At 36.7% G+C, this 14,132-nt stretch carries 8 protein-coding genes; all 8 read left to right on the top strand.

Annotated features, from left to right (window positions below; genetic code table 11):
• The first annotated feature begins 296 nt into the window (after positions 1 to 296).
• The 8 genes from ACFINC_RS06555 to mazG all read left to right on the top strand — a co-directional run bounded on the left by ACFINC_RS06555 (position 297) and on the right by mazG (position 14,073).
• Positions 297 to 4,856, top strand: coding sequence for a hypothetical protein (locus ACFINC_RS06555; protein ID WP_375616622.1), 4,560 nt, complete (start codon positions 297 to 299; stop codon positions 4,854 to 4,856).
• Positions 4,857 to 5,921: 1,065 nt separating this feature from the next.
• The gene (locus ACFINC_RS06550) at positions 5,922 to 8,240 is read left to right on the top strand and encodes an NADP-dependent malic enzyme (protein ID WP_375616621.1); all 2,319 of its coding nucleotides are present in this window, start codon (positions 5,922 to 5,924) and stop codon (positions 8,238 to 8,240) included.
• A gap of 188 nt (positions 8,241 to 8,428) precedes the next feature.
• Positions 8,429 to 8,713 carry an acyl carrier protein gene (locus tag ACFINC_RS06545; RefSeq protein WP_005773457.1) on the top strand — a complete coding sequence of 95 codons (285 nt, stop codon included), beginning with the start codon at positions 8,429 to 8,431 and terminating at the stop codon, positions 8,711 to 8,713.
• Positions 8,714 to 8,724: 11 nt separating this feature from the next.
• Positions 8,725 to 9,900, top strand: a complete 1,176-nt coding sequence (locus ACFINC_RS06540) for a beta-ketoacyl-ACP synthase (RefSeq protein WP_375616620.1) — start codon at positions 8,725 to 8,727, stop codon at positions 9,898 to 9,900.
• 15 nt (positions 9,901 to 9,915) lie between these two features.
• Positions 9,916 to 11,190, top strand: coding sequence for a beta-ketoacyl-ACP synthase (locus ACFINC_RS06535; RefSeq protein ID WP_375616619.1), 1,275 nt, complete (start codon positions 9,916 to 9,918; stop codon positions 11,188 to 11,190).
• A 61-nt stretch (positions 11,191 to 11,251) separates the two neighbouring features.
• The gene (locus ACFINC_RS06530; RefSeq protein WP_375616617.1) at positions 11,252 to 12,280 is read left to right on the top strand and encodes a zinc-binding dehydrogenase; all 1,029 of its coding nucleotides are present in this window, start codon (positions 11,252 to 11,254) and stop codon (positions 12,278 to 12,280) included.
• Between the two features lie 6 nt (positions 12,281 to 12,286).
• The gene (locus ACFINC_RS06525; RefSeq protein ID WP_375616652.1) at positions 12,287 to 13,216 is read left to right on the top strand and encodes a lipid A biosynthesis lauroyl acyltransferase; all 930 of its coding nucleotides are present in this window, start codon (positions 12,287 to 12,289) and stop codon (positions 13,214 to 13,216) included.
• Positions 13,217 to 13,248: 32 nt separating this feature from the next.
• Positions 13,249 to 14,073 (top strand): nucleoside triphosphate pyrophosphohydrolase, encoded by an 825-nt coding sequence (mazG, locus tag ACFINC_RS06520; protein ID WP_375616616.1) that lies wholly within the window; start codon positions 13,249 to 13,251, stop codon positions 14,071 to 14,073.
• The last annotated feature ends 59 nt before the right edge of the window (positions 14,074 to 14,132 follow it).

Below are 14,132 nucleotides of genomic sequence, written 5' to 3'. Positions count from 1 at the left end.
TGTATATAATTGCCATTAAATTGTCCTTATCTCAAAGAGAATATGTTTATAAAGCTTTTTATAAACACAAGTTGTAAACAGTATTTTTGTTTTTATTAGAATCAAGTAATAAATTGTTTTTATTATATTTTATAAAACTTCTAATCAGGATACAAGAAACTGCGTTAACTTTATCTTGATAAGTTTTTAAAATTTTTCCTTAAGCATATTCCTTTCTAAATAATTAACAGCTAGTATGCGGAAATTATGTGGGAGAGGACGTATCCCTTTTCCGTCTGTAAGAGTACGAGGCGAGTATGGCACGCAGAACCAAATTGCAAACATTTGAAGTTGAAGTTGAAGAAGCCCTCACAAAAGCTATGAACTTTGATTTCGATAACACAGGACTTGAAACGATATCATCCAATAATTCTGAAAATGTTGTTAATGTCGATGAGTTGATTCAGAAAATTGCAATGGCAGAAGAAGAATTTTTTGCTGAAAATGGTACTTCAACTTTTGCCTCTAATATTCATGATGACGCTGTTATTGATAAATCCGTTGTTGAACAGCTTTTTGCTCCCAAACCTTCACCTGATATTTCAGGTGGAACTGTTCACAATACATTGTTGTCTACAAAACTTCTTCCTGCAAATGATGATATAACAACCCCTATAAATTTTGGGTTATTAAAGCAGCGTTCTTCCTCTCGAATCTACTGGTATACAACAGCACTTAGTGCTTTATGGACAACGGGAGGCGCTTTTATTGCGCATAAACTCGCCCCTGCCGGACTTAGCTCCTTATCCAATATCAGCACTTTTGTTACATCTCCAACAGGACTCGCTGTGGCAGCCGGAACAGCAATTCCTATCCTTATATCTTGGGGCGTTGCTCAATTAATAAAACGTTCGAATGAATTGCATAATATTGCTCTTCTTATGACAAATGCTGCACAACGCTTTAGTGAACCACAGCATCTATCTGAAAAACAAGCTATTGCTATAGGGCAAACCATTCGTGAAGAAGTAGCTGCAATGAATGAAGGTATTGAACGTACCCTCGGACGTGCTGTTGAGCTTGAGGCAATCATACAAGGTGAAGTTCATAACCTAGAACAAGCCTATGCTGAGAATGAATCACGCATTCATACATTAATCAAAGAGTTGAGTAATGAACGCATAGCCATTTTAAATCACGCAGATCGTGTACAATCAACAATTAAAGGAACTCAAGAACAACTGAGCGATGAATTTGGCTTGGTTACTTCTAAAATTGTCACAAATGTCGAAAAGCTTGCGCAAACTCTTTCTCAAACTTTACAAAAACAAGGCGAAGATCTTGTTGAAAAACTTTCCTATGCTGGTGATGGCGTAACAAATCAGCTTGTTAAAAAATTTAACGAAACAGCAACACAAATTCAGCAGAAAAACACAGATTTTTTTCATGAATTAGGAAAAAACTTCGATGGTTTTGCAGAACGATTTGATCATAATGAAAAACAAATAGAAAAAACCTTTAATGAAACAGCTGCAAAAGCGGAAGCGCATGTTACTAAAATTGCAACAGATATACAAGCAGTAACAGATCAAACTTTACACACTATCGATGAGAAATTTAAAATACTGGATAAAGCGATTATTGATCGTAATAATCAATCTCTACAGAATTTTGATGAGAAGATCTTAAAGCTCGACGACCAAGCACATAAACTCTCTTCTAAATTTGATAACGTAACCTCGCAAGCAATTGGAGCCTTTGAACAACGTTTAGCAACCGTTGATCTTTCTCTTAAAGAACACAGTGATTCCATCATTGATTCCTTTATAGAACGCAGTCAGGCTTTAGAGGATAATGCTGAAAAGCTTGGTAACTTCTTGGAAGCTCATGTCTTGAAAATAAATGAAAACCTACAAGAAAGAACAGCAGACATTACCCATGCGTTTACGAATGGACGTGAAGTTATTCTTTCTGCAATTGATAAGAGTAAAGAAAGTCTAAGAGAAGAAATTCAACATGTCGACAAGGCCATTGTTGATATCATACAAGAACGTTCACAAGATTTTAAAGTACAACTTTCTGATCAACGAGCTCTCATGGCAGACATGCTTGATAACGAGAAGAGTAAAATTGCTGATACATTAAAAAATCAGATTGATGTCTTAGCTCAAAATACTTCTCAGATTGAAAAAGTTTTGGCTGACAATGTTCAAGTCGTTGATAAGCAAGCTGAAAATCATATTACGAATATCATTCAATGCACTGAAAAACTACAAGATGTCATTGTACAAAGCTGCAATACAACTCAAGATGCTTTAGAAGCACAAGCGAGAAATATTGATATCCGTGCTGATGCTCTACGTGACTCTTTAGCGATTAATAGTTTTTCTCTCAATGAAGTTCTTGCCGATCAAGCACGCACACTCGAGCAACGCATGGAAACAATCCATAATCTCATTGCAAAAAGTGATATACGTGTTGATGTTGCATTGAAACAACAGATAGATTTAGTTGAGAGCGCAATTGTTGCCAACAATAAAAATATTACTGAAACGGTTCAAGATCATATCAAAAATCTTGAAAGTCAGGCCGAAACTTTAAAGAATACTCTCTCTCAATCGAGTGGTGTTTTCTTTGAAACTCTTGAAACACGTATGGAATCATTTGATACAAGTCTAGAAGTTCGTGCACACAAAATTTTTGAACGTACAACAACGCTAGAAGAAACATTATCTGAAAAATTTAGCCAAGTATGTGAAGCTATTGATGCACAAACATCTGTTATTGAGGAACGTTCTGATACCTTAAAAACATCTCTCATGCTTAATAATGAGCAAAGTCAGATAATTCAACAAGCGCTGGAAAGCAGTGTTGACAATATGCGTGTCACCTTAGAAGATTCTGTTAATACAGTCACAGATAACTTGCACAATCAGATTATAAAGGCCTCTGACATTCTTTCTTCTACGAGTGAACAAATTCTTTCTTCTGTTACAAATGTTACTGCACAAGCAGAAAATATTCTTTCAGAATCAGGAAATCGCATTGTATCAAATGTTAAAAAAACAGTTTATGATACCAGTGAAAAAGTTCTGTCCGTTTTGTCTGAACAAACAGCACATACTGTCGAAGCTTTCACAACAGCCAGTCATAATGCACAAGCATTATTGAATGAAACTATTCACACATCAACAACAGCAATAGAGCAAGTCCTTAATGAACGCTGTGATGTTCTTCATCACTCTATGCAAAATCTTAAAAATAATTTAGGACATCAGCTCTCTGATGTAACGAGCCGTCTGGAAGATGCAAGAAATCAAACAGCCACACAAATTTCAGAACATGTTGGAAAAATAACAGAGCTAACAAATCACTTAAATCAAGCAGCGCAAAGTACGACAGAATCGATTGATTCTTTAACACAGCACATCGGTGAACAACTCTCTCTCTCCACACAAGATGCTGAACAAAGAATTTATGCACATAATGAATCTTTAGTGAATAGCTTGAGCAAAGCTAATTCTGAAACACTTCAAACAGTAACGGCTATGAAGGAAGAGCTTATTGATAATGTTTCATCCGTCTTAAAACAGTTAAACCAATCAATTTACAACTTCCACGAAAATAGCAATGTTTTATTATCAGCAGTTCAAAATATTGATGGTCAGCTTAATGAGACGACGAATAACTTTTTCCGCAACACTAACCAAGTAGCAGAGCGTTTATCAGCCTCAAATCACGCTCTTAATAATAATGTTGAAATTCTGCAAGGACTTTCAAAGAACACCTTTGAACAAATTAATCATATAACGAGCAGTTTTGGTGAACATGCAAAGACACTTTCCCAAACTATTCATGTTCTTGAACAGTCTGAAAATTCACTTAGTGCAACACTTGAAGAAAAACATAATACGCTTTCTGTATTAAGCGATGCTCTTGTTTCAAAATCTCATGAAATTAATCAAATGATTGAGCATTATGAAAAAATCTTCAACTTAGCACTTGAACGCTCTGATAAGAATGCGCGTAACTCCACAAATTCATTCCAACAATCACTTAATAGGCTTGTTAGTGAAGCATCAACGCGTTTTTCAGAAGCAGCAGAGGATATACGTCGCTCCGCTGATGAAGTTCGTTTAGAGCTTTCAAAGATTAATAATGATATCAATGAAAATGTTAAAAAACTTCCAGAAAAGACAAAAGAAACAACGCAAACCATTCGCACTGCTTTGAATGAGCAAATTACAGCATTAAAAGATTTGGTCAGTGTTATACAAAATGATCAAAAGGGTGCAAAAGAACAGTTAATATCGGCATTACCTACATCACCAATGCTTAATAAGAGAAATGATAGTGCTCCTGAGTTCATTAAAAAGATCGTACCACCTAAACCTGTTTTGCAACAAGATCAAAGCAAAAAAAGACCAAATAAATGGGTCTCAAATCTCTTAGAAAGAGCTTCACGTGAAGAGACTTTCTATGATGAAACGCCTAGTGAGGCTGTTTTAACGTCAGTGCAAACAAAACCACGTCCTGCAAATAGCTCTCTTAACTCATTAGCATCTGGTATAGTGCAAGCGATTAATCACAATGCCATTGTTGAGCTATGGGATCATTATCAACGTGGACAAAAAAACATCGTAACTGAACGCCTTTATACCTTGAATGGGAAAACGATATTTGAAATGATTAAAAGAAAATATATGAGCGATCTTGAGTTTAAACATTCAGTGAATCAATATGTTACAGATTTTGAAAAGCTCTTACGTGATGTATCGCGCAATTCTGGTTCTTCTAACTCAGTTCGCAAATACCTGATATCAGATACCGGGAAAGTTTATACTATGCTTGCTCATGCAAGTGGCCGCATCCAATAAATAAACAAGAAAAGTGGAAAAAGGTATTTTTTCCACTTTTCTTTCCAATTGTCTTAATCGCTCATCATAGAGTACGTCGCTTTCAACAGTAGCTTTGTACTTCAAAGTCTGAGATAACGGGTATGGGATTTTCTTTGATATCCTAAGCGATAACTCTAAAAAAGCATAATGACTTATCAAATAATATATCATTATAAGAATGATAAAGCATATTTCCTACGCCCTTATCCTTCTCTTAATCCTTTTATTTTTCATAGTTTCATAAAAACACAAAGATTTAATAAAATTATTTTATTTGAGCCTTTAATATTTTTTCATGCGTTATTATTAAAATAGCTCATAAGAAAGATTTCTATTCCTTTCTTACATGTTTTTATCCACATATTAAGTGCACTTGAAATATCTAAGTAAATATTTTTATTATATTAGGTGAATTTGAAATGAATGTATCTTATTGTATTCAAATTTCCCATTCAATATACGAGATGATTCATTATAAATTATAAAGCAAAGCGTTAATGAAATGGACTTTATATGTATAGAGTACGCAATTACAGCTGTTTCAGTGACATATTCATTGCTTAAAACAACATATTTGTCATTCTCAATGTTCCAAACTCCTTTAAAATAGCTGAATAAACAATTTATAACTGTCAAATTATTGTTTATTTTTTTTCTACCTCCGTATAGAACTTTAAATAAAATATATATTTTATAAAAAACGAATGAAATGAATAAGGAAATCTCTTCTGTTCTTTCCTTATTTTCTAAGCATTGCAAAAAAAATAATGACTTGGTAATATAGCCGTTAGGAAATATTTTATTTTTTGTAAACTAATCAATTTTTACGAATTTTATTAAGGAAAGAAAAACAAACGTGCGGCTAACCATGAAATTATTCATGCGCACAAACAAAAAGAATCACCAAACTGGTTTTATGATCCAGAAGAATTTGCTCATGCTCACGCATTTTGATATTCAGAGAAATGAGGATCTATTAGTGGACAAAACCTTATCGTAGATAGAACACTCATATAAATACACACTAACTTGGATATCATAAAAATGTCTAGAGAACGAAATAGTGATTTAAGGTCACCAAAAGCTGAACTTGACAGTGCCGCGCTTTTTTATCACCAATACCCTAAACCTGGAAAATTGGAAATACAAGCAACAAAACCTCTTGATAATCAACGTGATTTAGCTCTTGCTTATTCTCCAGGTGTTGCAGCACCATGTCTTGCAATTCATGAAGATCCTAATCTTGCTGCTCTATATACCTCCCGTTCTAATTTAGTTGCCGTTATATCAAATGGAACTGCTGTTCTTGGTTTAGGAAATATTGGCCCACTTGCTTCAAAACCAGTTATGGAAGGCAAAGCTGTTTTATTCAAAAAATTTGCGAATATTGATGTTTTTGATATTGAAATTGATGCATCCAATGTAGAACAAATGGTACAAACGGTATCAACCTTAGAACCTACATTTGGTGGTATTAATCTTGAAGACATTAAGGCTCCTGAATGTTTTGAAATCGAAGAAAAGCTGCGTGCTAAGATGAATATTCCAGTTTTTCATGATGACCAACATGGAACTGCCATTATTGTTTCTGCTGCTGTATTAAATGCCTTAAATCTCTCAGAAAAAAAGATTGAAAATGCAAAAATAGTTACCTCAGGCGCCGGTGCTGCTGCCCTCGCTTGTATTAATCTTTTGGTCCGTCTTGGGGCAAAAGTTGAAAATATTTGGCTTAGTGACTTGGAAGGCGTTGTTTATGAAGGTCGCAAGACCCTTATGGATCGTTGGAAAATTAATTATGCACAAAAAACTGATGCACGAACTCTATCTGATATTATTGATAATGCAGATATTTTTTTAGGTTTATCTGCGGGTGGTGTTTTAAAGCCTGAACATCTTAAAAGAATGGCTCCAAACCCATTAATTTTAGCGCTGGCTAATCCAGTACCAGAAATTATGCCTGAAGAAGCACAGTCTATACGACCAGATGCAATGATCTGCACAGGGCGCTCTGATTACCCCAATCAAGTTAATAATGTACTTTGTTTTCCCTATATCTTCCGTGGTGCATTAGACGTAGGTGCTACGGCAATTAATGAAGAAATGAAAATGGCCGCTGTTCATGCGATTGCTGCTCTTGCACGTGAAGAAACTTCAGATGTTGTAGCACGTGCATACTCAAAAGAACCTCCCAGTTTTGGTCCAGACTATTTGATTCCCTCTCCTTTTGATCCACGTTTAATACTGCGTATTGCTCCCGCTGTTGCTAAAGCAGCAATGGCAACAGGTGTCGCTATTCGTCCCATTGAAGATATGGAAGCCTACTATGATATCCTCAATCGATTTGTCTTTCTTTCTGGTTTAACGATGAAACCTGTTTTTGCTGCTGCAAAAACAGCAAAACGTAAACGCGTTATTTATGCGAATGGTGAAGATGAACGCGTCCTTCGAGCAGCACAAGTTGTCATTGAAGAACAAACAGCAACACCGCTCCTTATCGGCCGTCCACATGTCGTAGAAGCTAGATTAAAACGCTTTGGTTTAAGAATTCGTCCTGGTATAGATTTTGAATTAACAAACCCTGAAGATGACCCACGTTTTCGTGATTATGTTAATTTATTTTTTCATTATACAGGAAGACGTGGTGTTACGCCTGAAATGGCAAAAACAATAGTAAGAACATCAACAACGGCTATTGCTGCCCTCGCCGTTATGCGAGAAGAAGCAGATGCAATGATTTGCGGCTTAGAGGGACGTTTTGAACGTCAACTTGAATTGATTGAACAAATTATCGGACTTGATCCTAATGTTCGCCGTTTTTCTGCTATGAGTTTACTTATCTCTCAACAGCGTACTCTTTTTCTCACAGATACTTACGTCAATGAAAATCCTTCTGCAGAAGAAATCGCTGAAATGACTGTATTGGCCGCTAAAGAAGTTGAAGCATTTGGAATAACACCAAAAGCAGCCTTATTATCACACTCAAACTTTGGGTCTAAAAACACAGAAAGTGCGCGTAAAATGCGACGTGCAACAGAAATTCTTGCTCAATTACACCCTGATTTAGAAGCAGATGGTGAAATGCACGGTGATGCTGCCCTTTCTAAAGTTTTTCGTGATCGTGTTTTTCCTGATTCTCGTCTTAAAAGTGAAGCCAATCTGCTTATCTTTCCAACACTTGATTCAGCCAATATCACGCTCAACACTGTTAGAAGCCTTACAAATGCACTTCATGTTGGTCCTATCTTGATCGGGGCTGCACGTCCCGCCCATATTTTAACACCTTCGGTAACTTCACGGGGAGTTGTTAATATAACAGCCCTTGCCGTCCTTGCGGCAAATAGAAAAAATAGTCTCGTAAAATAAATGTGTAATAAAATTTCAAAGTTTTTTAAATATTGAGGTATAGTATTTCATATACTGTAAACCTCTTTTCTCTATAGAAAAGACAGCTATATTCTGGATTAAGTCTTTTTTTTAAAGAGAAAAAAGGCTAGAAGAATAGTATTAAATATATTTTGAATTTACTAACTCTATAATAAGGAATCCGTACATTGCCTTCCACGTTTGATAAAGTTGCTGATATTATTGCAGAAATCAGTGAAATTGATCGCAATACAATTACGCCTGAAAGTCATACAATTGACGATTTGGGAATTGATAGTCTTGATTTTCTTGATATTGTTTTCGCTATTGATAAAGCTTTCGGAATAAAGGTTCCACTAGAACAATGGACGCAAGAAGTCAATGAAGGCACAGTTGCAACGGAAGAGTACTTTGTTCTTAAAAATCTTTGTGCAAAAATTGATGATCTTGTTGCCTTAAAACAGGCGGAGTAATTTTTTTCACTATGCATGATCAATCTGTATTCATCACTGGTATCGGCCTCATAAGCTCTCTGGGAGAAGGAACTGATCAACATTGGAATCTCTTAAATGCTCAAGCCCGTACACCAAATCTAGATTGTACAACTTTTTCGCCCTACACGGTTCATAAAGCACCCGAAATTGATTGGGGTTCACAGATTCCTAAAAAAAGCGATCAACGGCAAATGGGAACATGGCAACGTCTTGGTACTTATGCGGCTGGTCTTGCTCTTGATGATGCCGGTATGAAAAATAATGAGCAATTCACTTCGACAATGGATATGATCGTAGCAGCAAGTGGAGGAGAGCGTGATATTACTGTTGATACACAAATTCTTTCTAAAGCGCGTGCAATCACCGATCATGCCTCTATGTTAAATGTTGCTCTTTCAACCGAACTTCGTCCAACATTATTTTTGGCACAACTTTCAAACCTTCTGGCAGGAAACATTTCAATCGTTCATAAAGTCACTGGATCTTCTCGCACATTTATGGGAGAAGAAGGCAGTGGGCTTTCTGCACTTCAAATTGCTGTAGCCCGTATTAAATCAGGACAAAGCACCCATGCTCTTGTAGGAAGTTCCTATAATGCACAAAGTTATGATATGTTATTAGCGCATGAGCTTGGTGGTCTTTTAACCCATAATGGGTGGAGCCCAGTGTGGAATCGTGAAATTCACCCTGGCGGCGGTATTATAACCGGTTCTGGTGGTATCTTTCTAGTTCTTGAAAGTGGGGAACATGCAAAAAAACGTAACGCGCGTGCTTATGCTGAAATTAGTCAAATTGTTACAGACCAAACAGATAGAACCAAAACTTCACTGAGAGAGTCAATTGCAACAATGTTGAAAACTGCGGGCGCTAAATCTGCCTTAGTCATTTCAGCAGCCTCAGGTGCTCACGAAGCAACAAAAGCAGAACAATATGCTCTTGACGATGCTGATCTATCTTATCGCGGTATTACAACATTATTTGGTTATATGCGGGAAGCACAATTTCCTCTAGCGCTTGCTCTGGCAGCACTTGCAATTGAAAAAAAACACTGTTTTCCAGCGTTAAGTCCTCATGAAAAACCTTTTCCTAAAGAAGTACGTGAAATATTTGTTACAACTATTGGTATAAAAAGAGCTGAAGGTATCGTGCGTCTTACAGCTGTTTGAAGGGGAATTTCTATCGTGAAATATCATGATCATTTTGGACGTCCACTTGTAGCAATAACTGGTGTAGGCGTTGTCACATCACTAGGACGAGGAAAACATGAAAATTGGCAAAAATTAACAAACGGTGTAAGCGGAATCCACAAAATAACACGTTTTCCCATTGAGGGATTAAACACATATATTGCTGGAACGATTGATTTTCTCAAAGAAAGTACGTTTGGTGCTTCAGCTCTTTCTGAAAAACTTGCACATCTTGCTGCTGAAGAAGCGTTAGAACAAGCTGCTGTTGATAAAACAAATTTTAATGGACCACTCTTTCTAGCTGCTCCTCCTGTTGAACTTGAATGGAAAGCACGTTTTAGTCTTGATCAAGAGGAAAAATTTAATAATGAGCCTTCTTATGCAGATCTTCTTAAAGTCTGTAAACATAAACTCCATGAGGCGCTTTTTGAAACCACACAATTTGGTGCAATTGCAGAAAAACTTCAAAAAACATTTGGCACAAAAGGGCTTCCTGTTACACTTTCCACTGCTTGTGCATCTGGTGCAACAGCAATTCAATTAGGTGTTGAATCTATTCGACGGGGAGAAACAAATCGTGCTCTCACAATTGCGACAGATGGATCAGTTTCAGCAGAATCTCTTATCCGCTTTTCATTACTATCTGCTCTTTCAACTCAAAATGAGCCTCCAGAAAAAGCCGCAAAACCCTTTAGCCGTGATCGAGATGGATTTGTTATGGCAGAAGGCTCAGGCGCTCTTGTTCTTGAATCTCTTCAAAGCGCATTAAACCGTAATGCTACAGTTTTAGGAATTTTAGCTGGCTGTGGAGAAACAGCCGATGATTTTCACCGTACACGTTCAAAACCTGATGCATCACCAGCAATTGAATCCGTTCGTAAAGCCTTAGACGATGCACAAATAACCATCAATGAAATTGACTATATTAATGCACATGGAACCTCAACACCTGAAAATGAAAAAATGGAATATCTTGCATTATCAACTGTCTTTGGTGATCTGTTAGAGCATATTCCAGTCTCTTCTAATAAATCAATGATTGGGCATACATTAACTGCTGCTGGTGCAATAGAAGCCGTTTTTTCTCTTTTAACCATTCAATCAGGGGTACTTCCACCGACAATAAATTACGATAATCCTGACCCTGCCATCCCTTTAGATGTTGTTCCTCATCATAGCCGTAAAGCCTGTGTTAATGCGGTTTTGTCAAACTCTTTTGGATTTGGTGGTCAAAATACGAGTCTTGTTATCACAGCCTATAAAGGATAATCCTTTATATAATAAAAATTTTGTAACGCTAACCTAATAACGTCTTTTAAGGGGGCTGATAATGCGTGCACTGCAACTCTTTAATGAACGTCGACTTGAAATCACCAATATTCCCTCGCCATCTTCACCTAGTCTAGGTGAAGTAACTGTGCGGATAAAAGCAGTTGCCCTTAATCATATTGATGTATGGGGATGGCGTGGCATGGCCTTTGCGAAAAGAAAAATGCCCCTCATCATTGGTGCAGAAGCCTCTGGTGAGGTTGTACAAATAGGAGATGGCGTTGAACATCTCCAACTTGGACAGATAGTCTCAATTTATGGTGCACAAACCTGCGGAGTATGCCAAGCTTGTCATGAAGGACGAGATAATCTTTGCAGTCATGTAAAGGGAGTCTACGGTTTTCATCTTGATGGATTTGCTTGTGAGCTTGTTAATCTGCCAGCACGTTTATTGGTTCCAGCCCCACCCCAATGTAATGAATTGCAAGCAGCTGTTGCTCCAATTACTTTTGGTACTGTAGAACATATGCTTTTCGATAACGCAAAACTACAAGAAGGAGAAACAATCCTGATACAAGCAGGTGGTTCCGGTATTGGCTCTGCAGCTATTCAACTTGCAAAGCATAGGGGATGTACAGTTATCACCACTGTAGGTTCAGATGAAAAAATTGCAAAAGCACAAGCTCTTGGAGCAGATCATGTGATTAATTATCGTAAAGATCGTTTTGAAGGTGTAGTACGTAAATTAACTCAAAAAAAAGGTGTTGACGTTGTTTTTGAGCATGTTGGTGTCGATACATGGAATGGTTCTCTGTTGTGTATGAAAAAAGGAGCACGTTTAGTGACTTGCGGTTCTACCTCTGGTGTTTCAGCACCACTCAATCTCATGCAATTATTCCAGCAACAACTTAAGATATTTGGTTCATTTGGCTGCCGTCTGGAAAATATGAAAAATGCCATGCAAAAAATGGCACAAAAGGTCGCACATCCTGTCATTGATACAATTGTTGGGCTTGATGAAATTGATACAGCTTTAAAACGAATGGAAAGTCGTGATGTTTTTGGTAAAATTATTCTTAAAATCGATTAAATCATGATGAAAACTTTTCTTAAAAAATTCATATATCGTATTAAAATTATAGCTAAAAAAATATCCTACTTGTTATGGGCATATCTACTCTTTGGTTCTTTATTTATTCTAAAATGTTTTCCAGCCAACATGGGAATTTCTTTTTTTGCTTGGTTAGCAAAAAAAATTGGTCCCCTTATCCATCGTCATCAAATCACACTTGCAAACCTTAGGAGTGCATATCCAGAAAAAACAGAGCAAGAACTCCGTGCGATTGCAATAGAAATGTGGGAAAATATAGGACGTTTCCTCGCTGAATATATTTTTCTTGATAAAATTTTTGATTTTGATCCTCATGCGGATGAGCCAGGTTTCATTGAGGTTAAAGGAGTTGAAATCTTTGAACGATTAAAAAAGGAAAAAAAACCACATATTTTTTTCACAGCGCATACTGGAAATTTTGAACTTCTCCCTATTTGCGCACAAAGTTTTGATTTGAATATTACAGTGTTATTTAGACCACCCAACAACCCTTATATTGCCAAACGCGTTCTTAAAGCACGACAAACTTCTATGGGACATCTTGTTCCCTCTAAAGCCGGTGCAGCGTGGGCATTAGCAGCTAAATTAGCAGAAGGTAAAAATGTTGGTATGCTCGTTGATCAAAAATTTCGCCGCGGTATCGTGGGAACATTTTTTAACAGACAACTTAAAACAAATCCCTTAATTATAAAGCTTGCTCGACAATATAACTGTGATATTTATCCAGCACGTTGTATTCGTCTACCTGGAGGACGTCATCGTTTAGAATTATATGAACATGTAGAACTTCCACGTGATGAAAAAAATGATATCGATATAGCGGCTTCTACGCAAAAATTAAATGATATTGTTGAAACTTGGGTCCGTGAATATCCTGGACAATGGATGTGGTTACATAGACGTTGGGACATCTAACATAAGCTCTATTGCTTACAGAGGAAGTGCAAATGTTAGCCTCAAAAGATATCAAAGATCTCACCGCAATTATCACTGCATTACGCAATCCTGATAGTGGTTGTATATGGCATAAAAAACAAACTTTTGAATCTCTCATACCCTATATGCTCGAAGAAGTTTACGAAGTCATCAATGCCATTGAACAAAAAAACCGAAGGGATCTCTGTGAAGAACTTGGTGATCTTCTTTTACAAGTTGTCTATCATGCTACTATTGCACAGGAAGAAGGCAGTTTTACTTTTGAAGATGTTGTTTATGCAATTACGGAAAAAATGATTCGGCGCCATCCTCATGTTTTTGGAAATGCTGTGCAAAAAGAACGGGGGGTTATAAAAGAGGAGTGGGAATATATAAAAATCAAAGAACAGGCTGAACAAAAAAAATTATATAAAGAAAAAAACAACAATTCCTCCACAAGCATACTCGCAACAGTAAAACAAATCCAGCCAGCAAACCAAGAAGCACTTGCTTTACAAGAAGCAGCAGCTAAAGTAGGTTTTGATTGGCAAAAAAGTGATAAAGTTTTTGAAAAAATAGAAGAAGAACTGGAAGAGCTCAAAGAAGCCATCAAAAATAAACAAAACTCAGAGATAGAAGCAGAGTTTGGAGATCTCTACTTTATTCTTCTTAATCTTGCACGCCACTTAGCAATTGATTCACAAAAAGCATTAAAAAAAACAAATACAAAGTTCCGAAATCGTTTTGCCTATATTGAAGAAAAACTATCCACCCAATCTAAAACACTCACTGATGCATCCTTGAACGAAATGGAAGCACTTTGGAAGCAAGCTAAAAATGAACAGTCAAAATATTAAGTTTATTGTACCAAGAAAACAAGCTGCTTAGAATTACTCAATGATAATTTCTCTAAGCT

The sequence above is a fragment of the Bartonella sp. AP58NXGY genome (assembly GCF_042195785.1).
GTDB lineage: Bacteria > Pseudomonadota > Alphaproteobacteria > Rhizobiales > Rhizobiaceae > Bartonella.
This window is presented reverse-complemented; position numbering and strand designations above follow the sequence as displayed.

Coding starts and splice junctions, on each gene's coding strand:
- ACFINC_RS06550 (WP_375616621.1), top strand. CDS start 5,922: ATGTCTAGAGAACGAAATAGTGATTTAAGGTCACCAAAAGCTGAACTT.
- mazG (WP_375616616.1), top strand. CDS start 13,249: ATGTTAGCCTCAAAAGATATCAAAGATCTCACCGCAATTATCACTGCA.
- ACFINC_RS06540 (WP_375616620.1), top strand. CDS start 8,725: ATGCATGATCAATCTGTATTCATCACTGGTATCGGCCTCATAAGCTCT.
- ACFINC_RS06555 (WP_375616622.1), top strand. CDS start 297: ATGGCACGCAGAACCAAATTGCAAACATTTGAAGTTGAAGTTGAAGAA.
- ACFINC_RS06525 (WP_375616652.1), top strand. CDS start 12,287: ATGAAAACTTTTCTTAAAAAATTCATATATCGTATTAAAATTATAGCT.
- ACFINC_RS06530 (WP_375616617.1), top strand. CDS start 11,252: ATGCGTGCACTGCAACTCTTTAATGAACGTCGACTTGAAATCACCAAT.